This window comes from Gammaproteobacteria bacterium (genome assembly GCA_037388465.1).
Classification (GTDB): Bacteria; Pseudomonadota; Gammaproteobacteria; order SpSt-1174; family SpSt-1174; genus JARRKE01.
In genome coordinates this window covers 54,060-72,474 of record JARRKE010000005.1, presented here as the reverse complement: position 1 = coordinate 72,474, position 18,415 = coordinate 54,060, and the positions used below count along the sequence as shown (strand labels likewise).

The 18,415-nt window shown below is 66.6% G+C and carries 18 protein-coding genes and 1 pseudogene; 6 read left to right on the top strand and 13 right to left on the bottom strand.

Annotation, left to right across the window (positions count from 1 at the left end):
- Positions 1 to 57: 57 nt before the first annotated feature.
- The 13 genes from P8Y64_01980 to P8Y64_01920 form a co-directional block, all read right to left on the bottom strand.
- Positions 58 to 312: a hypothetical protein gene (locus P8Y64_01980; GenBank protein ID MEJ2059243.1), complete on the bottom strand. Its 255-nt coding sequence runs from the start codon at positions 310 to 312 to the stop codon at positions 58 to 60.
- 111 nt (positions 313 to 423) lie between these two features.
- Positions 424 to 846: a DUF1841 family protein gene (locus P8Y64_01975; protein ID MEJ2059242.1), complete on the bottom strand. Its 423-nt coding sequence runs from the start codon at positions 844 to 846 to the stop codon at positions 424 to 426.
- Positions 847 to 1,031: 185 nt separating this feature from the next.
- Positions 1,032 to 1,667 (bottom strand): endonuclease III, encoded by a 636-nt coding sequence (gene nth / locus P8Y64_01970; GenBank protein ID MEJ2059241.1) that lies wholly within the window; start codon positions 1,665 to 1,667, stop codon positions 1,032 to 1,034.
- 77 nt (positions 1,668 to 1,744) lie between these two features.
- A complete protein-coding gene (locus tag P8Y64_01965; GenBank protein MEJ2059240.1) occupies positions 1,745 to 2,182 on the bottom strand; it encodes a hypothetical protein in 438 nt (145 codons plus the stop codon).
- Between the two features lie 54 nt (positions 2,183 to 2,236).
- Positions 2,237 to 2,917, bottom strand: coding sequence for an electron transport complex subunit E (locus P8Y64_01960; GenBank protein ID MEJ2059239.1), 681 nt, complete (start codon positions 2,915 to 2,917; stop codon positions 2,237 to 2,239).
- Positions 2,910 to 3,554, bottom strand: a complete 645-nt coding sequence (rsxG, locus tag P8Y64_01955) for an electron transport complex subunit RsxG (GenBank protein MEJ2059238.1) — start codon at positions 3,552 to 3,554, stop codon at positions 2,910 to 2,912. The genes P8Y64_01960 and rsxG overlap by 8 nt, the downstream gene beginning before the upstream one ends.
- Positions 3,551 to 4,588, bottom strand: a complete 1,038-nt coding sequence (gene rsxD / locus P8Y64_01950) for an electron transport complex subunit RsxD (GenBank protein ID MEJ2059237.1) — start codon at positions 4,586 to 4,588, stop codon at positions 3,551 to 3,553. Before rsxD ends, rsxG begins: the two co-directional genes overlap by 4 nt.
- Positions 4,589 to 4,696: 108 nt before the next feature.
- A complete protein-coding gene (gene rsxC / locus P8Y64_01945) occupies positions 4,697 to 6,364 on the bottom strand; it encodes an electron transport complex subunit RsxC (GenBank protein ID MEJ2059236.1) in 1,668 nt (555 codons plus the stop codon).
- Positions 6,365 to 6,446: 82 nt separating this feature from the next.
- Positions 6,447 to 7,010 carry an electron transport complex subunit RsxB gene (gene rsxB / locus P8Y64_01940; protein MEJ2059235.1) on the bottom strand — a complete coding sequence of 188 codons (564 nt, stop codon included), beginning with the start codon at positions 7,008 to 7,010 and terminating at the stop codon, positions 6,447 to 6,449.
- A 3-nt stretch (positions 7,011 to 7,013) separates the two neighbouring features.
- Complete coding sequence (gene rsxA / locus P8Y64_01935) at positions 7,014 to 7,595, bottom strand: electron transport complex subunit RsxA (GenBank protein ID MEJ2059234.1); 582 nt, start codon at positions 7,593 to 7,595, stop codon at positions 7,014 to 7,016.
- A gap of 172 nt (positions 7,596 to 7,767) precedes the next feature.
- A complete protein-coding gene (mtnC, locus tag P8Y64_01930; GenBank protein ID MEJ2059233.1) occupies positions 7,768 to 8,445 on the bottom strand; it encodes an acireductone synthase in 678 nt (225 codons plus the stop codon).
- A complete protein-coding gene (locus P8Y64_01925; GenBank protein MEJ2059232.1) occupies positions 8,442 to 8,987 on the bottom strand; it encodes an acireductone dioxygenase in 546 nt (181 codons plus the stop codon). The genes mtnC and P8Y64_01925 overlap by 4 nt, the downstream gene beginning before the upstream one ends.
- Positions 8,988 to 9,026: 39 nt before the next feature.
- Positions 9,027 to 9,647 carry a methylthioribulose 1-phosphate dehydratase gene (locus P8Y64_01920; GenBank protein ID MEJ2059231.1) on the bottom strand — a complete coding sequence of 207 codons (621 nt, stop codon included), beginning with the start codon at positions 9,645 to 9,647 and terminating at the stop codon, positions 9,027 to 9,029.
- Positions 9,648 to 9,940: 293 nt separating this feature from the next.
- On the opposite strand from P8Y64_01920, the pseudogene P8Y64_01915 reads away from it, so the two are divergent.
- The 6 genes and pseudogenes from P8Y64_01915 (at position 9,941) to P8Y64_01890 (ending at position 18,410) form a co-directional block, all read left to right on the top strand.
- A pseudogene (locus P8Y64_01915) lies at positions 9,941 to 10,763 on the top strand (sensor domain-containing diguanylate cyclase).
- An 84-nt stretch (positions 10,764 to 10,847) separates the two neighbouring features.
- Positions 10,848 to 12,956: an EAL domain-containing protein gene (locus P8Y64_01910; GenBank protein MEJ2059230.1), complete on the top strand. Its 2,109-nt coding sequence runs from the start codon at positions 10,848 to 10,850 to the stop codon at positions 12,954 to 12,956.
- A gap of 81 nt (positions 12,957 to 13,037) precedes the next feature.
- Positions 13,038 to 14,132, top strand: coding sequence for a PA0069 family radical SAM protein (locus tag P8Y64_01905; GenBank protein ID MEJ2059229.1), 1,095 nt, complete (start codon positions 13,038 to 13,040; stop codon positions 14,130 to 14,132).
- Positions 14,132 to 14,827: an ABC transporter ATP-binding protein gene (locus P8Y64_01900; protein MEJ2059228.1), complete on the top strand. Its 696-nt coding sequence runs from the start codon at positions 14,132 to 14,134 to the stop codon at positions 14,825 to 14,827. Before P8Y64_01905 ends, P8Y64_01900 begins: the two co-directional genes overlap by 1 nt.
- On the top strand, positions 14,824 to 17,292 hold the full coding sequence (locus P8Y64_01895; GenBank protein MEJ2059227.1) for an FtsX-like permease family protein: 2,469 nt from the start codon (positions 14,824 to 14,826) through the stop codon (positions 17,290 to 17,292). The genes P8Y64_01900 and P8Y64_01895 overlap by 4 nt, the downstream gene beginning before the upstream one ends.
- Positions 17,289 to 18,410, top strand: coding sequence for a lipocalin-like domain-containing protein (locus tag P8Y64_01890; protein ID MEJ2059226.1), 1,122 nt, complete (start codon positions 17,289 to 17,291; stop codon positions 18,408 to 18,410). Before P8Y64_01895 ends, P8Y64_01890 begins: the two co-directional genes overlap by 4 nt.
- Positions 18,411 to 18,415 lie beyond the last annotated feature (5 nt).

The window sequence follows — 18,415 nt, the reverse complement described above, 5'->3', positions numbered from 1 at the left end:
GATGGACTCCCTGTGTGGCGGGGGATGCGGGGCGCGAATGCGCCCCGCGAGCGGTCATCAGTTGCCGACCTTGCCCCCAATCTGCTCGCAGGCGTGCTTGGACATCAGCACGAATCCCTGCCCCTTGCAGCTGTTCTGCGCTTTACAGGAGCTGGCGGCGGTCTTGCAGCTGCTCAGTCCCTTGCAGGCGTTCACGCCGACGCATTTCACGTTGCCGTTCGAGCCGGCCATGGCAGTGACCGGGGCGGCCGTGAACAGAGCGGCGGCGGCACCGGCCAGCGCGGCGCCCTTGAGTTTGTTCTTGATGCTCATAAATGCTTCCTCCAGTGTGAATGAACGGTGTGGGCACAGCGCCCGTAGGGAAATACGCACCGGAGGTAAAACTGGATGCAGGCCGGCGAAAAAAACCGGCTTGCGGGTGGATCAGAGGCGCTTCAGGCACTCCAGATAGGCGGCCTCGTCGGGATCGTGCCCGCTGCGCCCGGCCTCCCACAGCGCCGTGCCGAGGCATTCCATCATCTGATGCTCCGCTTCCAGAGGGCCGAGGCGTGCGGCGAGGCGCGCGTGCACGGCGGCGATGCCGGCGGGCCGGTCGGTGGCCGCCTGTTCGCGGATGGCGAGGTGCATGCCCATATGCAGAAAGGGATTGGCTTCACCCTGCTCGGGCGTGTATTCGGCCTCCACGGCCGCGTCGGTCGCCTCCAGCAGGGCATGGTATTCGGGGTGTTCGGCGATCACCCGGGCGATCTGGGTACCCAGGGCGTCGAGCGGTTCGCCGTTGCGATGGCGTGACCAGATATCGCAGTAGTAGCGGCGCAGGGCGTTGCGGTCGTTGCCGAAGAACATGGATGTTGGTCGCGGTTTAATGGGTGCTGAAAATTACTGCCTTAGCAGGTTGTTATTGTCGCTCAGGCGAGTGCGAGAGAAGGAAAAATCGGGCGAGGAAGCGCAGTTTACTTGATGTGTAAACGAGCATTTTGAGCCTGATTTTGACGCCCTATCGTGCCGCATGAGTAGACAAAAACAGCCTGCTAGATTTCGGTCTTATGGCGATATTCACACAGATCATAGATCACGCAGGAGCCGCAGCGGGGCTTGCGGGCGATGCAGGTGTAGCGCCCGTGCAGGATCAGCCAGTGATGGGCGTCGTGCAGGAATTCCTCGGGTATCACCTTGAGCAGTTTTTTCTCCACCGCCAGCACGGTCTTGCCCGGCGCGATACCGGTGCGGTTGGCGACCCGGAAGATGTGGGTGTCGACCGCCATGGTGGGTTGTCCGAAGGCGGTGTTGAGGATGACGTTGGCGGTTTTGCGTCCCACGCCGGGCAGGGCCTCGAGCGCCTCACGATTGTCCGGCACCCGGCTGTCGTGCCGTTCCACCAGCATCCGGCAGGCCTTGATGATGTTGGCCGCCTTGCTGTTGAACAGGCCGATGGTCTTGATGTACTGCTTGAGCCCGTCCTCGCCGAGGTCGAGGATTGCCTGGGGCGTGCTGGCGACGGGGAACAGTTTGGCGGTGGCCTTGTTGACGCCCTTGTCCGTCGCCTGCGCCGAAAGAATGACGGCGATCAACAACTCGAAGGGCGTGCTGTATTCGAGTTCGGTGGTGGGTTTGGGATTGGCCGCGCGGAAGCGTTCAAAGATCTCGCGGCGTTTGGCGGCGTTCATGAAGCGGGGAATCCTCGGTTTGCCGGACCGGGCGCCGGGGCTGGCGGGCGACGTGTGCCGCCCGCCGACCGGAAGGCTCAGACGTGGCGGTACAGGCCGACGTCGGGTGACGGCGGACGCGGGTTGTTCTGCGCCTCGGCCTTCAGCTCATCCAGAATCTTGTGGTGCGCTTCGTCCAGCTTGTGCATGGCGTCGCTGTCCAGCTTGGGGAAGATCAGGTTGCTGATGAAGGCACCCAGCTCGTCCAGCGCGGATGCCCAGCGCTTGTCGTTCAGATGGAAGCCGTGTTCAGCGTGCTGGCCCATGGGGTAATTGTTGAACTTGAGACCCATGGTGACGCTCAGGTCGGCGTCTTTGCTCACGAAGTCCTTGGCCCAGTCGTACCACCACTTGTAGTACTTCTCCTGCAGGTCGTTGTTGAACCCCTGGTGTTCGAAGAACGCACTAATGCTCATGCGGGGGGCGAGGCCGTAGCGCGAACCGCGCTTGCCGCCGAAGGGGAAATGTCCAGCCATCTTCTTGACTCTCCTATCTAATGCTCAGTGACATCGGGATTGAATCGTTTTACATCAGGCCGTGGCCGGCGACGCGGCGGAAACCGCACGACGTGCCGCCTGGCGACGGTCGATGAAGTTCTTCAACGCGATCAGCAGGCCCAGGCCGAAAAAGGCGCCGGGCGGCAGGACCGCCAGCAGGAAGCCACGATAATGTTCGAGGACCTTCATGCTGAGTTCGCTCGCCCAGGGGCCGAACAACAGGTTGGCGTGGGCGAACAGCGTGCCGTGCCCGAGGAATTCGCGCAGCGCGCCCAGCACGAACAGGACCAGCGCGAAACCCAGTCCGATCATCAGGCCGTCCAGAGCGGCCTTGGGCACCGAGTTTTTCGAGGCAAAGGCCTCGGCGCGGCCGATAATAGCGCAATTCGTGACGATAAGTGGAATGAAGATCCCCAGGATCTTGTACAGCTCGTGGAACCAGGCGTTCATGGCGAGCTGAATGGCGGTCACGATGGAGGCGATTACCAGCACGAAAACGGGAATGCGCACCTCGGGGCGGACCACGTTGCGGATCAGGGAGACCGTGGTGTTGGAGGCGACCAGCGTGAGGGCGGTGGCCAAGCCCAGGCCCAGGCCGTTGATCGCGGAGTTGCTGGTGGCCAGCAGCGGGCACAGGCCGAGCAGCTGCACCAGCCCCGTGTTGTTGGTCCACAGGCCGTCGGTGATGATCTGTCGATAACTGATCTCAGCCATGCTCCGGCTCCGGTTTTTGCTTGAATATCTCGTCCCGGTGGGCGGCAAAGTATAGCAAAGTCTTATGCACCGCCCCGACCACCGCCCGGGGGGTGATGGTGGCGCCGGTGAACTGGTCGAAGATGCCGCCGTCCTTTTGCACCGCCCAGCCCTTGGCGCCGGGGTTGTTCAGGCTCTTGCCGGTGAAGCCGTAGATCCAGTCGGAGACGCTGGTCTTGATGGCATCGCCCAGACCCGGCGTCTCGTTTTCGGAGACCACGCGCACGCCGGCGATGGTGCCGTCGGCGTTGATGCCCACCAGCAGCTTGATGGGGCCGCCGTAGCCGTTGGGCGCGATGACGTTGAAGATCGCCGCCACCGGCTGGCCGTTCTTGCGGGCGATGAATACCGTGACGGGCTTGTGCTTGCCGGCGCCGAGCTCCGGGCTGGTCACCTTGACGGTGTCCAGGATCGGGTTGTTGTCGTAGCGGCCGGGCGGGACGATTTCGTTCAGGCTGGCCAGCAGCACGGCGCGTTCGTTCTCGAGGATGCGCGCCTCGGTGACGGATTCGATCCAGGCGACCATGCCGGTGCCCACCAGACCGAATCCGGCCAGCACCAGCGTGGAAAGCAGCACGTTGCGCGCGGTGGCCTTCATTCCCTGCCTCCGTGGCCGAAGACCCGCGGCTGGGTGTAGTAGTCGATGGTCGGTGCCGCCATGTTCATCAGCAGCACGGCGAAGGCGATGGCATCGGGGTAGCCGCCCCAGGTGCGGATGACGAAGGTCAGGATGCCGATGCCGGCGCCGTAGATCAGCTGGCCGCGCGGCGTGGTGCTGGCGGTCACCGGGTCGGTGGCGATGAAAAAGGCGCCCAGCATCGCCCCGCCGCTGAAGATATGGAATGCCGGCGAGGCGAAGGCGTCCGGGTCATATAAAAAGAACACGCCCGCCAGCAGTCCCAGCGACAGCAGCATGGCGGTGGGGATCTGCCAGGTGATGATGCGTTTGTACAGCAGCCAGACGCCGCCGAGGAAGTACCAGTTGGCGATCCATTCCCAGCCCTTGCCGCCGAAATCGCCGAACAGGGAATTCTTGCGGATCTCGCTGATGGTATGGCCCAGGCCGAGCTGGGTCTTGACCTGGTCCAGCGGCGTGGCGCCCGAGACCGCATCCCAGCCGAGCCCGTGGAGGGGCGTGCCCGTGAAGATGATCTGCGCGGTCTGCAGCAGGTCGAAGTGATGTGCGGCCAGCGATTGCACCGGCAGCCAGGTCGTCATCTCACGCGGGAAGGAGATCAGCAGCACCACGTAACCAACCATGGCCGGATTGAAGGGGTTGTAGCCCAGTCCGCCGTAGAGCTGCTTGGCCACCACGATGGCGAAAAACACACCCAGTACGGTCAGCCACCATGGCGACAGCGGCGGAATGGCGATGGCCAGCAGCCAGGCGGTGACCACGGCGCTGTAATCGGACAGGGCAGGCTGTACCGGGCGGCGGCGGATGACCAGCATCAGGGCCTCGAAGCCGACGGCGGCGGCCACGGCGATACCCAGGTTGATCAGGGTGCCCCAGCCGAAGTACCACACCAGCGCGGCGGTGCCCGGAACCAGGGCGTAGAGCACCTGGCGCATGATGGCGCCGACGCCGGGGGTCCGGGTGACGTGGGGTGAACTGACGGTCCTGAAGCGCATGAAGAGTGTCGGCAGTCGAGTGCGTTGTTGTTGATCGTTATGTCGTCATGGGTGCGGAACGAACCCCTACGGGGCCGTTGCACGCGTGTTTGGTCCGGCGTAAATCGGTCAGTCGTTTCCCTCGGAGTCGGCCTTTTCCCTGGCGTGTGCCCGGCGGGCCTCGGCGGCCTCGATCTGCGCCGCCTGCTCGGGCGTCAGGTCGCTGGTGTTTTTTGGCTCCACGCCGGCGGTCGCCTTTTTGGCCTTGACGCGTTCCAGCGCGGCCTGGATGGCGGCCTTTTTGGGGTCCTCCGCGTCCGCCTTTTCCGGCTTCTTGGCCAGTGCCGCCTTTTTCCTGGCCAGCTTTTCGGCCTTTTCGCGTTTTTCGCGCTCCAGGCGTTCCTGGCGGAATTCGTGGCGGATGCGCGCCTGGTCGGCCTTGCGACGTTCGCGCTCCAGCTCCCAGATCTCGGTCTTGGCGAAGCGGTAGTACTGCACCAGGGGGATGTGGCTGGGGCAGACGTAGGAGCAGCAGCCGCACTCGATGCAGTCGAACAGGTTGTAGTCCTGCACCTTGTCGAAGTCGCGCGCACGTGCAAACCAGTAGAGCTGCTGGGGCAGCAGGTTGGCCGGGCAGGCGCGCATGCAGGCGCCGCAGCGGATGCAGGGCAGGGCCGGCGGCGTGGCGGGGGTCTCCTCGCGCGTGGCCGCCAGCAGGCAGTTGGTGCCCTTGATGACCGGTACCTCGTCGTCGGACAGGGCGAAGCCCATCATCGGCCCGCCCATGACCAGGCGGTGCGCCTCCGGGGTGTAGCCGCCGGCGGCGTCGATCAGGTCGCCGACCGGCGTGCCGAGCAGCACCTCGAAGTTACGCGGGTTTTGGGTGCCGCCGCCGGTGACGGTGACGATGCGCGAGATTAGCGGTTCGCCTTCGGCCACCGCCCGGTAGATGGCGTAGGCGGTGCCGACGTTGTGGCATACCATGCCGACGTCGATGGGCAGGCCCTGGCTGGGCACCTCGCGCCCGGTCAGCACCTTGATGAGCTGTTTTTCGCCGCCGGTGGGGTAGAGGGTCGGCACCTGCACCACGCGGATGCCGTCGACATCGCTGCCGCCCAGTGCCGCGCAGAAGTCCTGGTAGGCCTCGGGCTTGTTGTCCTCGATGCCGATGACGGCCTCGCCGGCCTTGACCACATGCATGATGATGCGCAGCCCGTCCAGCACCTGCGCCGCGCGTTCGCGCATCAGCATGTCGTCGCAGGTGATGTAGGGTTCGCATTCCGCGCCGTTGAGGATCACCGTGTCGATGGGCTGCTCGGTGCGCGGGTTGAGTTTCACCGCGGAGGGGAAGGCGGCGCCGCCGAGGCCGACGATGCCGGCCTCGCGCACGCGGTTGCGCAGCGTGACCGGATCGGCGTTGAGGTAGTCCTCGATCGGCGGCAGCCGCGACTCGCCCCAGTATTCGCGTCCGTCCGGTTCGATGACGATGCAGGGTGCGGACATGCCGGAGGGATGCGGCACCGGCCGTTCCTCGACGGTGACGACTCGGCCGGAGGTCGAAGCGTGCACCGCGGCGCTGACGTAACCCGGCGCGCGGGCGATCACCTGGCCCTTGTTGACGTTGTCGCCCGCTTTGACCAGGGGTTCGCAGTGTTCGCCGATGTGCTGGGACAGCGGCAGCACGACCAGGCGCGGCAGGCGCATGAACTCGATGGGCTCGCGCGTGGAAACGTCCTTGTGCTGTTCGGGGTGTACGCCCCCGTTGAAGTGCCAGAGTTTGTGCGCCTGCGCGGTCATGGGGCGGGATTCTACTCAGCCGGAGCGGAAAAATCGTCCCGGACGCCGTTCTTCCGGCCGGGGTTGCGCGCGGTGCAGGCCTTCAATGTTCGGTACTCAGCAGGGCGGCTTCGGTCTCGCCGGGATAGGGCCATTTCCATTCATCGATGGTCTTGGGCACCGGCACCATGGAGATGCAGTCCACCGGGCAGGGCTCGATGCACAGCTCGCAGCCCGTGCATTCGGCCGCGATGATGGTGTGCATGTGCTTGGCCGCACCGAGGATGGCGTCGACCGGGCAGGCCTGGATGCACAGCGTGCAGCCGATGCAGGTGTTCTCGTCGATGATGGCGACGTGTTTTTCCTTGTGCTCGCCGCGTTCCTCGTCCAGCGGCTTGGCGTCCACGCCGAGCAGGTCGGCGAGCTGGGCGATCACCTGTTCGCCGCCGGGCGGGCAGCGGTTGATGTCAGCCTCGCCGGCGGCGATGGCCTCGGCATAGGGGCGGCAGCCGGCGAATCCGCACTGGCCGCACTGGGTCTGGGGCAGGATGGCGTCGACCTGGTTCGCGATCGGGTCGCCCTCCACCTTGAAGCGGATGGCCGAATAACCGAGCACGATACCGAAGAAGGTGGCGAGCCCGCCGATGGCAAGAATGGCAGCCAGCATGATTCAGGGTTTGACCAGGCCGGAGAAGCCCATGAAGGCCAGCGACATCAGGCCGGCCGTGATGAGCGCGATCGCGTTGCCCTGGAAGATCACCGGCACGTCGGCGGCCTGCACGCGTTCGCGCACGGCGGCGAACAGGACCAGCACCAGCGAGAAGCCCAGCGCCGCGCCGAAGCCGTACAGCCCCGAAGCGAGGAAGCCGTGCGATTCCTGCACGTTGAGCAGGGCCACGCCGAGCACGGCGCAGTTGGTGGTGATCAGCGGCAAAAAGATGCCCAGCACGTTGTAAAGCAGCGGGCTGGTCTTGTGCACCACCATTTCGGTGAACTGCACCACCGCCGCGATCACCAGGATGAAGGCGATGGTCTGCAGGTATTCAAGGCCCAGCGGCTGGAGAATGTACTGGTTGACCAGGTAGGCGCAGATCGAGGACAGGGTCAGCACGAAGGTGGTCGCGAGCCCCATGCCGGTGGCGGTCTCCAGTTTGCGGGACACGCCCATGAACGGGCACAGGCCGAGAAATTTCACCAGTACGAAGTTGTTGACCAGAATCGTACTGACCAGGATGAGGATGTATTCTTTCATGGTTTCGTTAAATGCCCTGCTTCCGCGTCGCTCGCCTTGCTCTGGATCAAGTCAGGCGCATTGACCGGGCCGCGAACGCCGCGGGGATGAAGAATTTCATCGCGCCCACGCATCCGCGCAGCGCGCAACCAATCAGTATCCGCGCCTGACGAGCGGCTTTCAACCGCGTCTGTTAAATGGAAATCTCGTCGAAGCTGGTGGCCGTGGTGTGTCGGCCGCTTATCTGCACGCTGTCGTCACGTACCAGCTGACGGGTGCGCATTCCGACCTCCGCGGCGGCGTCGAGTTCCTCGGTGGTGTCGGAGAGGAACAGGACATCGTCCGGCGGCAGGCCGATTTCGTTCAGGATGTGCTGGTAGGAGGCGGGTTCGCGCTTGCCGCCGATGCGGGTGTCGAAGTAGCCCGAGAACAGCGGGGTCATGTCGCCCGCGTCGGTATGCGCGAACAACAGCTTCTGGGCCTGGACCGATCCGGAGGAATAGATGTACAGGGCGATGCCCTGCGCGTGCCAGCGCTGCAGGCCGCTTACCGCATCTTCATAGATGTGGCCCTGAAAGGCGCCGCGCCGGTAGCCGTCTGTCCAGACCATGCCCTGCAAGGCCTTGAGCGGCGTGACCTTGCGGTCGGTGTCCATCCATTCCTGCAGGGTGTCGATGATGCCGTCCAGGTCGAGGTCCTGGTCGATCTCGCGCCGCACGGCGTCGAGCTGTTCGGCGACCTGGGGGTCGTCGGCGTGCGTCCGGACGAAGCCGGGCAGATGCTCGGCCGCATAGGGAAACAGGACTTCGTGCACGAAGGCGATGCTCGATGTGGTGCCCTCGATGTCGGTGACGATGGCGCGTACCGTCATGCTTCACCGTAGCGCGGGAAGCGGGCGGCGATGTCCGAACCGGTGAAGCTCGCCTTCCAGCCGTCCGGGTTGCCGAACAGGCGGATGGCGATGAAGTGGGGGGCGGCGCCCATGTCGAACCAGTGCGGGGTACCGGCCGGCACGCTGATCAGATCGCCCCGCTCGCACAGCACCGCGTACACCTTGCCGTCCATATGGATGTCGAACAGGCCGGCGCCGGCCACGAAAAAGCGCACCTCGTCCTCGCCGTGGGTGTGCTCGTCCAGGAACTTGGCGCGCAGCGCTTCGCGGTCCGGGTGCTCGGGATGCATGCTCACCACGTCCACGCTCTGGAAGCCGCAATCCGCCATCAGGCGGTCGACGTCCGCGCGGTAGGCCGCGATGGTTTCCTCCTGGCTGGTGCCCGCCGCCAGCGGGGCGTTGGCCGTCCAGCGCTCGAAGCGGATACCGGCGGCGTTCAGCTCGCGCGCGATGTCCTCGAAGGCGGCGTAGTCGGTCCGGCTGGCGGGGTCGTCGTCGGGGAAGATGGTCAGGTGGCTCATGGGGCGTTCCTCGGGCGCTTGTTCATCAACGGGGCGGGGTCAATCCACCTGTCTCAGGCGCAGTTCGCAGTCCAGCAGGAATTCCAGCGCCTCGGCATGGGTCATGGCCTCGTTCACGTCCGCCCCCCAGGCATACAGGCCGTGGCCCTTGATCAGGTAGCCGGGCACGGGCGGATTCTTTTCGAACCAGTCGTCGACGGTGTGCGCCAGGCGTGGGATGTCCTGGTCGTTGGGGAAGACGGGCAGTTTGAGCGAGGTCTCGTGGGTGTCGATGCCGGGGAAGGCCTTGAGCACCTCCATATCGGACAGCTCCACCGAGGATTCCATGCTGATGCGCGACAGCACCGTGCTGGCCACGGAGTGGGTGTGCAGCACGCAGCCGGTTTGCGCGTCGGAACGATACAGGGCCAGGTGCAGCCCGGTCTCCGCGGAGGCCCGCTTGCCCGGGCTCAGGGGTTCGCCGTCCAGACGCATTTCCATGAAGTCGTCGGCGTTCAGCCGCCCCTTGTGCCTGCCGGAAACGGTGATCAGGCAGCGTTCCTCGTCCAGGCGGACCGAGAAATTGCCCGCCGTGGCGGGCACCCAGCCGCGCATGTGGAATTCCCGCCCCACGTCGATCAGGGTCTGGGCAAGCTGCACCGCATCGCGGCTGTCGTTCATGGGCTTGTGATTCGTCTGAGGTACGAAATGGTTAATTTACGCAAGCTGTCACGCGACGTCCATGCACGGGAATCCGGAAAGTGTGAAGCCGGGCACATGCGGGAGGTTGGTTGCGTCATGGTCGGCCTGTAGTATGGGGCCGTTCAGAGGGTGCTGTCTTGATTACCGAATCTTCAGATAGCGATAGTCCGGAAAAACGCGACTTCTTTTATCGCCTCAGTTTCCTGCTCGCCCAGGCGCTGTCGACGCGCGATTTGCTGGTGGGCCTGGAGCCGCTGCTGCAGGACTGGGGGGTGGAGGGATTCTGGCTGGGCGCCGCCCGGACGGACGGCAGCATCCTGTTCGAACACGCCAGCGATGAGGATATGGCCGCCTACGTGGCCAATGTGCCGCTGCGCTGGGACGACAGTCCCTGGGCCCGCGGCCCTGGTGGACGCGCCGTGCAGACCGGCACGCCGCAGTACGTCGCCGACTGGAAGGACGGGTCGGCGCCCGGTCCCTGGTCGCCTTGGATCGAGCAGTTCGGCTGGCGTTCCAGTGCGGCGTTGCCGCTGCGGGTCGGCGACCGGACCCAGCTCCTCTCCCTCTACAGCCGTGTTCCGGGAATGTTCGGCCGGCAGCATACCCAGGCCCAGCTGGAGGAATTCGCCAATCTGCTGGCCACCGCCCTGTCGCGCGAGGCCGCCGTGGCGGCGGAGCGCCGCCATCTGGCCAGGCAGGCGCTGCGCGATCCCCTGACCGGGTTGCCCAATCGCACGGCGTTGGATCAGCACATCGAGGAAGCGCTGGCACGCGCCAATCGTAACGAGCGTTTGCTCGCGGTGGGTCTGCTGGACCTGGATGATTTCAAGCCGGTCAATGATCGCTTCGGACACGCCGTCGGCGATCAGGTGCTCAGTGCGGTTGCCCAGCGACTCAAGGCCGCCGTGAGGGAAAGGGGATGAGTTCGTCATCCTGATGGAGGATATCGAGGATCTCGACGACTTCGAGATGACGCTGGAACGCATTCGTCAATCAATCACCGTTCCGATCGCCCTGGATGAGGTCGGCGAGGTGCAGGTCGGCGCGAGCCTCGGGGTGGTGATCTATCCGCTGTGCATTGATTGCACCGAGCAGGCGTCGGGCATCCTGCTGCGCGCGGCCGACCAGGCACTGTACCGGGTCAAGTCGTCCAAGGGCCTGCGCGATCGCTGGTGGGGCATGTTCGACGCGCGGCGTCCTTTCGATCCCGGCACCGACGGTTCGGAACAGCTGCTCGGCGACACAGACGGGCAGCCCGGTTACGGCCCTGATGCATGCCGGTTGCTGGAGCCCTTGCATGCGTCGCTCGAATCCCTGGTCAGCAGTTTCGTCGAACGGTTTTTCGACGAGCAGCTTGCCGGCAGTTCAGGCGCCGGTCAGGTGCTCGCGAGCCTGACCCCCGACAATCGGGAAGGTTTGCAGCAGGCACTGGCCAATCATTTCCGCTTATTGATCGACCCCCATCTCGATGCGGCAACCCATCATGCGACCGCCGCCCGCGTCGGGCGGGTTCACGCCATGGCCGGTATCGAGCCGACCTGGCTGATCGACGCCTACAGTCAGTGGACCAACATGGTGCAGTCGAGACTGGTGCACGCCGGTCTGGCCCATGCGGTGCTGAGCCATCGGGTGGGGATGGATCTGCAGGCTCAGCTGTCCGGTTTCGAAACGATCGAAGAAGGCCGCCAGGACGTGCTGCGGCGTCTCGACGCCTTGGCCTGGCGGGCACAAAGCTTCGCCGACCTGGCACAGGGCGTGGTCGATGCCCTTGCCGGGCTGGACGAGGTGGTGGCCGCTACCATCGGCCGCCCCGGTGAGGGACCTCAATTCCAGTTCGAGTTCGTCGCCGGGGACACCTTCAAGGCCTACCTCGATGAGGTGAGTGCGGGCAAGGCCCGGACCATCGTGACCGATCCCTCCCATCCCCAGGGGCAGGGACCGACCGGGCGTGCCTGGCGCAGCGGACAGATCGAACGTACGGTCAACTATGCCAGCGATCCCCGTATGGAGCCCTGGCGGAGCACCGCCGCCAGGCTCGGCGTGCGATCGAACGTCGCCATTCCGCTCGCTCCGCCCGAGGGCGTCGCCCATGTGGTGCTGACGCTGTATTCGTCCTATGCCGGCGGATTTTCCTCGCGTGCGCACAAAGCCATGCTGCGCCATCTGCGCCATGTGCTCGGCCTGGCCCTGCTGCGTCTCGATCCGAAAGCGGAGGCAGCCGCGCCGCTGCCTTACCAGATTCGCCGCCAGTGGCGCAGCCTTCTGGAAGACGGCGGGCTGATCATGTACTACCAGCCGGTCATCGATCTGCGTACCGGCCGGCCGGTGAGTATGGAGTCGCTGGCGAGGCTGCGCGACGGAACGGGCGAGCTGATTCTGCCCGACCGGTTTCTGCCGACCTTTACCAACGAGGACATGCGCCGCCTGTTCGATCTGGGCTTGAACCAGGCGCTTCGGCATCTCCTGGAATGGGACCGGGAGGGGCTGGAGCTCAAGGTGTCCCTTAATCTGCCGTCGCAGGGCTTGATGGATTCGCGTTACATCGGATTGGTCGAACATGCGCTGGCACGCACCAGCCTGGCCCCGGACCGGCTGTTGCTGGAGGTGCTGGAGTCGGGCGAGATCGAGGACGAGCAGGCGCGCGACCGCGCGATTGCCGGCTTCAAGGCGCTGGGCGTGCAGCTTGCGGAAGACGACCTGGGTTCCGGCCACAGCAGCCTGCTGCGTCTGGACCAGCTTCCCTTCGACTGGGTCAAGATCGACCAGGCCTTGGTGCGCCGCGGTCCCGATGACGCCTTGCGCACCCTTGTCTTTATCCGCCACCTGACGCGGCTGGCCGAGGACATGGGCAAGGTCGTGGTGGTGGAAGGCCTGGAGAACCAGGGCCTGGTCGAGGCCGCCGCCATGCTGGGCGCAGGGCACGGGCAGGGTCATGCCATTTCGCCGCCCATGCCGCCGCAGGAGGTGCCGGGCTGGGTCGGCGGGTTCCAGCTCAGCCTGGAGCCGATGCAGCCGGCCACGGCCCTGGGAACACTGGCCTCATACATGCTCTTCAACGAGCAGATCACCGCCAGCATACGTGACCCGGATGCCCTGGAACGCCTGCTCGAGATGCCCTGTCCGGCGATGCACTACATCGAGGCGGTCGGGCTCGCGGGCCAGCCGTTGGAACGGGCGCACCGGAACCTGACGGCGCTGGCGCGCCGGGGGCTGGAACGGCGCGAGTTCGTACGTGCCCGCAACAAACTGGTCAATCTGCTCATCGACCGCATCCGCCTCGAGGCTTAATCCCGCGCATGCTGGTGCGTGGCAGTTTCGCTTGAATGCGTCCCGCCACTATCGCTCACGGCGCGTATACTGAGGTTCGAGATGGACACCGAACCGGATACCCGAATCCCGGCACAGCCACGCAAGGGGCGCGGGGCGGTCAGCAACCCCGACGGGCGCTTCGAGAGCCGCCAGCACCAGCGCGAGGACGACGGCTGGACCGTGCCTGAACCTGAGGAGGAGCGGCTGCGCACCACCCTGGACGTGGATACCGCGCGCCGAGTCATCACCCGCAACGATTCCCCGGACGTGCCGTTTAGTCAGTCGGTGAATCCCTATCGGGGCTGCGAACATGGCTGCAGCTACTGCTTCGCGCGTCCCAGCCATGCCTACCTGGGGCTCTCGGCCGGGCTGGATTTCGAAACCCGCCTGTTCTACAAGCCGGACGCCGCGGCGCGTCTGCGCGAGGAGCTGGCCAAGCCCGGTTACGTTTGCGACCCCATCGCGCTGGGCATCAACACCGACGCCTATCAGCCGGTGGAGCGGCGCACGCGCCTGACCCGCTCGCTGCTGGAAGTGCTGTGGGAATTCCGTCATCCGGTCTCGATCGTGACCAAATCCGCCCTGATCGAGCGCGATCTGGACATTATCGCGCCGATGGCGCAGGCCGGGCTGATCCACGTCATGTTCTCCATCACCACCCTCGATCCCGGCCTGGCGCGCCGCCTGGAACCGCGTGCCGCCACCCCGGCCCGGCGGCTGGAGGCCATGCGCCGTCTGCACGAGGCCGGCGTGCCCGTGGGGGTGTTGTTCGCGCCGCTGATTCCGGCGCTGAACGACGCCGAGATGGAAAGCGTGCTGGAAGCGGCGGCGGAGCACGGTGCCCGGGCGGGCGGTTACGTGCTGCTGCGTCTGCCGCACGAGGTGGCGCCGCTGTTCCAGGAGTGGCTGCGGCATCACGAACCGCTCAAGGCCGAGCACGTCATGAGCCTGGTGCGCCAGATGCGCGGCGGCAAGGATTACGACGCCCGGTTCGGCGCCCGCATGCGCGGCATGGGCGTGATGGCGGACCTGTACGCCAGACGCTGCCGAGTCGCCTGCCGCCGGCTCGGCCTGGACCGCGGTCTGGCGCCGCTCAACCGCGCGGATTTCCGCGTCCCTGCATCCGCCCGCCCGCAGTTGTCGCTGTTCGACTGATGACGGCAGACAACGCCGCTGTCCCGGCGCTGCGCTTCGCCGACGTCCATCTGCACTACCGCGACGGCAGACGTGAGCACCCGGTGCTGATCGGTGCCTCGCTGCAGCTCATGCCGGGAGAGCGGGTGGCGCTGGTGGGGGAAAGCGGTTCGGGCAAATCCACGCTGCTCAACGTGGCCGCCGGCATCGAGCCGCCGGATGCCGGCGGGGTGGAAATCCTGGGCCGCTCCCTGCAGTCGCTGAATGAAACCGGCCGCACCCGGCTGCGCCGCGAACATGTCGGTCTGGTCTATCAGTTCTTCAACCTCGTGCCGCACCTCACCGTCCTCGAGAACGTGCGTCTGCCGCTGGACCTGAACGGCTGGGCGCGCGACGAGGCGCTGGAACGCAGCCGGACCCTGCTGGCCCGGGTCGGACTGGTCGAGCGCGGCGACGATTATCCCGCGCAGCTGTCGGGCGGCGAGCAGCAGCGTGTGGCCATCGCGCGCGCCATCGCCCATCGTCCCGCGCTGATCCTGGCCGACGAACCTACCGGCAGCCTGGATCGTGGCAACGGCGATGCGGTGCTCGAGCTGCTCAACGAGGCCGCGGCCGAGGCCGGCTGCGCGCTGCTGATGGTGACGCATAGCCAGCGTGCCGCGGCGCAGGTGTCGCGTACCCTGCGGCTGGTCGACGGGTGCATCCGGGACGCATGAGCCTGGTGCTGCGTTCGCTGCTGCGCTACTGGCGGTTCCATCGCCTGCAGCTGGCCCTGTGCCTGCTCGGGGTCGCGCTCGGCGTGGCGGTGGTCGTGGGTGTGCAGCTGGCCTCGCAAAGCGCGCTGCGCGGCTTCGAGCTTTCGGTGCATGCCCTGGACCGGGGCGCCAAGCAGCGTGTCACCGGCGGCCCGCGCGGTCTGGACCAACGGCTGTGGGTGCGCCTGTTTCGCCACGGCCTGGTGCCCAGTGCGCCACGGGTGGAAGGCTGGATTCAGGCCGGCGAACACACCCTGAAGCTGGTGGGGGTGGCCCCGCTGGCCGAGGCTACGCTGGGCGGGCCGGGCCGCCCGGCCGGCGGCGGGCAGCTGCGGGCCCTGCTTACCGAGCCGGACACGGTGCTGATGACACCGGCCACCGCGGCGCAGCTGGGCATCGAGCCGGGCAGACGCTTTGCGGCGCAGGCGCGCGGCACGCAGTACAGGCTGCGACTGGTCGGCGAGCTGCCGGCGGACGCGGCCCTGTCCGGTGTGGTGCTGTGCGATATCGGTACCGCCCAGCGGCTGCTCGACATGCGGGGCCGGTTGAGCGCAATCCTGTTCGCGCTGCCGGCGGATCGCCTGTCCGCCTTGCGTGCGATGCTGCCGCCCGAGGCGCGCCTATCCACCCCCAACGAGCTGCTGGCCGCCGCGCGGGCGCTGACCGGCGCGTTTCGTCTCAACCTGTTCGCGCTGAGCCTGCTGGCGTTGCTGGTGGGCGGGTTCCTGATCTTCAACACCCTGCGTTTCGCGGTGCTGCAGCGCCAGGGCACGGTCACCCGCCTGCGGGCGGTGGGCGTGTCGCGGCGTATGGTGCTGGCCGCCCTGCTGGCCGAAGCCGGACTGCTCGGCATCGTCGGTGGCCTGGCCGGCAGCGCTCTGGGCCTGGGACTGGCCCAGGGGCTGCTCGATCTCATCGCGCGCACCATCAACGACCTGTATTTCGGGTTGACCGTGCGCCGCCTGTATCCCGGTCCGGCATTGTGGCTGGGCGGCGTGGGGCTGGCCGTGGCGGCGGCCGTGCTTGCGGCGCTGCCGCCGGCCTGGGAAGCGGCGGGCTGGCCTCCACGCGGGGCCGGCGAGGAAGCCGGTCTGGCGCGGCAGGCTGTGCGCCGCGCCCCGCAGTTCGCCCTGCTGGGTGTGGCCTGCATGCTGGCGGCCGGCCTGTTGACCCTGATGGCAGGACTGGTGCCGGTGTTCGCCGGGATTTTTCTGTTCATTCTGGGTGCGGCATTGGCGACGCCCTGGCTGGTCGGGCGGGTGCTCGATCTGCTGCAGCGCGGACGGGTCGGCGGTCTGGCGGGACGCCTGGCGCTGGCCGAGGCGCGCGGCGGGCTGGACCGCATGGGTGTGGCCGCCGCCGCACTGGCGGTCGCCGTCGCCGCCGGTCTGGGCGTCGGGCTGATGGTGAACAGCTTTCGCAGCACCGTGGCCGACTGGCTGGGCCAGACCCTGAACGGCGATTTATATGTCTCGGCGGACGGCGGGCGGGCGTTGCCGCCCGCCTTCGTCCGGCAGGTGGGTGCGCTGCCCGGACTCGATGCGCTGCACACCGGTATCCGCACCCGGGTGGATGCCGCCGGCGGACCGGTCGACGTGCTGGCCATCGGCACACCGTCCGGCGCCCATCCGGCGGCGCGTCTCAAGTCGGGGCAGCCCGATGCCTGGTCGCGCTGGCAGGCGGGGGCGGTACTGATCTCGGAACCCCTGTCGCGGCGGCGGCATCTGGCGCCGGGTGATACCCTCCGGCTGCGGACCGCACAGGGTTGGCGAGCGTTTCCCATCGTCGGGGTGTATTACGACTACAACCCGGGTCCCGGCCGGGTGCTGATGGCGCGCGCCGCCTATGCCAGGTACTGGCGGGACGACCGGGTCCTGACACTGGGGTTGTACCTGCGCCACGGTGTGACCCTGCAGGCCATGCAGGAACGCTTGCGTACCCTGGCCGCGCGGGACGGCCTGGCACTGGACGTGCGCTCCAACCGCGCCATCCTGGCCAATGCCCTGCATACCTTCGACCAGACCTTCGCGGTGACCCGCGCCCTGCGTCTGCTGGTGCTGCTGGTTGCCTTCGCCGGCGTGTTCAGCGGCCTGATGGCTCTGCTGCTGGAGCGCAGCCGCGTGCATGCCACGCTGCGTGCGCTGGGGCTGACGCCGGCGGGCGTGTTCGGTCTGCTGATCGGGGAGGCTGCGCTGATCGGGCTGTGCGCCGGGCTGATCGCCCTGCCGCTGGGCGCGGCGCTGGCCTGGGCGCTGGTCGAACTGGTCAATCCGCGCGCCTTCGGCTGGAGCCTGCTGCTGCACTTCCAGGCGCCACTGTTCGGGCAGACGTTGCTGCTGGCACTGGGCGGCGCCCTGCTGGCGAGCCTCTATCCCGCGCTGCGCCTGGCCCGCACCCCGCCGGCCCGGGCCTTGAGGTCGGCATGATGCGGGTTGTTGCACTGCTGTTGCTGGGACTGTCGTTGGCAGGCTGTCATCAGCAGCCGGCCAGCGGCCGGGACGAAGGCGTGAGTCTGGGCAAGGCGTTGGGTGGCGAGCCCACCACGGGCTTCGCGCAGATCGGGACGCCGCGGGCGTTTCATTTTCCGGCCGACCACGGTCCTCATCCCGGGTTTCGCAACGAATGGTGGTACTACACCGGGGTGCTGCATACCGAGGCGGGCCGGCGCTTCGGTTTCGAGCTTACGTTTTTCCGTATCGCGCTGACGCCCCGGGCACCCGTCGGCAACGACCGCTGGCTGACCAACCAGATTTACATGGCGCACTTCGCCGTGACGGACGTAAAGACGGGCCGCTTTCATGCCTGGCAGCGTTTCGCACGGGGCGCACAGGGACTTGCCGGCGCGCGGGCGAAACCGTTCCGGGTGTGGCTGGGCGACTGGCAGGTCAGCGGGAATCCTGAGTTTCCCTGGCGACTCGACGCCAAAGATGGAGACACAGCCGTGCGCTTGGACCTCACGCCCGACAAGCCGCCCGTTCTGGAAGGGGATCGCGGCCTGAGCCGCAAGGGGCCCGCGCAGGCGTCGTACTACTACAGCATGCCGCGCCTGGCTGCGCAGGGCCGTATCGAGGTCGGCGGTACTTCGTACCCGGTAACCGGACTGGTGTGGCTGGACCGGGAGTGGTCCACCAGCGCCTTGTCGCCCGATCAGGTGGGTTGGGACTGGTTCGGGCTGCACCTTTCCGACGGCAGCGACCTGATGCTGTACCAGCTGCGGCAAAAGGACGGTGCCCCCGACCCCTACAGTCAGGGCACGCTCATCACCAGGAATGGCGAGACGGTACATCTGAAAGCCGCGGACTTCTCGCTCAAGCCACAGCATGTATGGAAAAGCCCGGACGGGGCCGCGTATCCCGTCGCCTGGGAAATCCGTATTCCGACGCAGCATCTGCGGCTCGAGGTGCGGGCGATGGTTCCGAACCAGGAGCTCGATCTGACGGTGAAGTACTGGGAAGGGGCCGTCGATGCGACCGGACGTCATGCGGGCAGGGCCGTGACGGGGCAGGGCTATCTGGAAATGACGGGTTACGCGCAGCGGCCGTAACGGTC

Bases quoted from the DNA above. Each gene is read 5' to 3' on its own strand.
- rsxA (MEJ2059234.1), bottom strand. From the start codon at position 7,595: ATGAAAGAATACATCCTCATCCTGGTCAGTACGATTCTGGTCAACAAC.
- P8Y64_01895 (MEJ2059227.1), top strand. From the start codon at position 14,824: ATGAGCCTGGTGCTGCGTTCGCTGCTGCGCTACTGGCGGTTCCATCGC.
- P8Y64_01910 (MEJ2059230.1), top strand. From the start codon at position 10,848: ATGTTCGACGCGCGGCGTCCTTTCGATCCCGGCACCGACGGTTCGGAA.
- rsxB (MEJ2059235.1), bottom strand. From the start codon at position 7,010: ATGCTGGCTGCCATTCTTGCCATCGGCGGGCTCGCCACCTTCTTCGGT.
- P8Y64_01905 (MEJ2059229.1), top strand. From the start codon at position 13,038: ATGGACACCGAACCGGATACCCGAATCCCGGCACAGCCACGCAAGGGG.
- P8Y64_01975 (MEJ2059242.1), bottom strand. From the start codon at position 846: ATGTTCTTCGGCAACGACCGCAACGCCCTGCGCCGCTACTACTGCGAT.
- P8Y64_01980 (MEJ2059243.1), bottom strand. From the start codon at position 312: ATGAGCATCAAGAACAAACTCAAGGGCGCCGCGCTGGCCGGTGCCGCC.
- P8Y64_01890 (MEJ2059226.1), top strand. From the start codon at position 17,289: ATGATGCGGGTTGTTGCACTGCTGTTGCTGGGACTGTCGTTGGCAGGC.
- rsxD (MEJ2059237.1), bottom strand. From the start codon at position 4,588: ATGCGCTTCAGGACCGTCAGTTCACCCCACGTCACCCGGACCCCCGGC.
- P8Y64_01900 (MEJ2059228.1), top strand. From the start codon at position 14,132: ATGACGGCAGACAACGCCGCTGTCCCGGCGCTGCGCTTCGCCGACGTC.
- P8Y64_01920 (MEJ2059231.1), bottom strand. From the start codon at position 9,647: ATGAACGACAGCCGCGATGCGGTGCAGCTTGCCCAGACCCTGATCGAC.
- P8Y64_01960 (MEJ2059239.1), bottom strand. From the start codon at position 2,917: ATGGCTGAGATCAGTTATCGACAGATCATCACCGACGGCCTGTGGACC.
- nth (MEJ2059241.1), bottom strand. From the start codon at position 1,667: ATGAACGCCGCCAAACGCCGCGAGATCTTTGAACGCTTCCGCGCGGCC.
- P8Y64_01925 (MEJ2059232.1), bottom strand. From the start codon at position 8,987: ATGAGCCACCTGACCATCTTCCCCGACGACGACCCCGCCAGCCGGACC.
- rsxC (MEJ2059236.1), bottom strand. From the start codon at position 6,364: ATGACCGCGCAGGCGCACAAACTCTGGCACTTCAACGGGGGCGTACAC.
- rsxG (MEJ2059238.1), bottom strand. From the start codon at position 3,554: ATGAAGGCCACCGCGCGCAACGTGCTGCTTTCCACGCTGGTGCTGGCC.
- mtnC (MEJ2059233.1), bottom strand. From the start codon at position 8,445: ATGACGGTACGCGCCATCGTCACCGACATCGAGGGCACCACATCGAGC.
- P8Y64_01965 (MEJ2059240.1), bottom strand. From the start codon at position 2,182: ATGGCTGGACATTTCCCCTTCGGCGGCAAGCGCGGTTCGCGCTACGGC.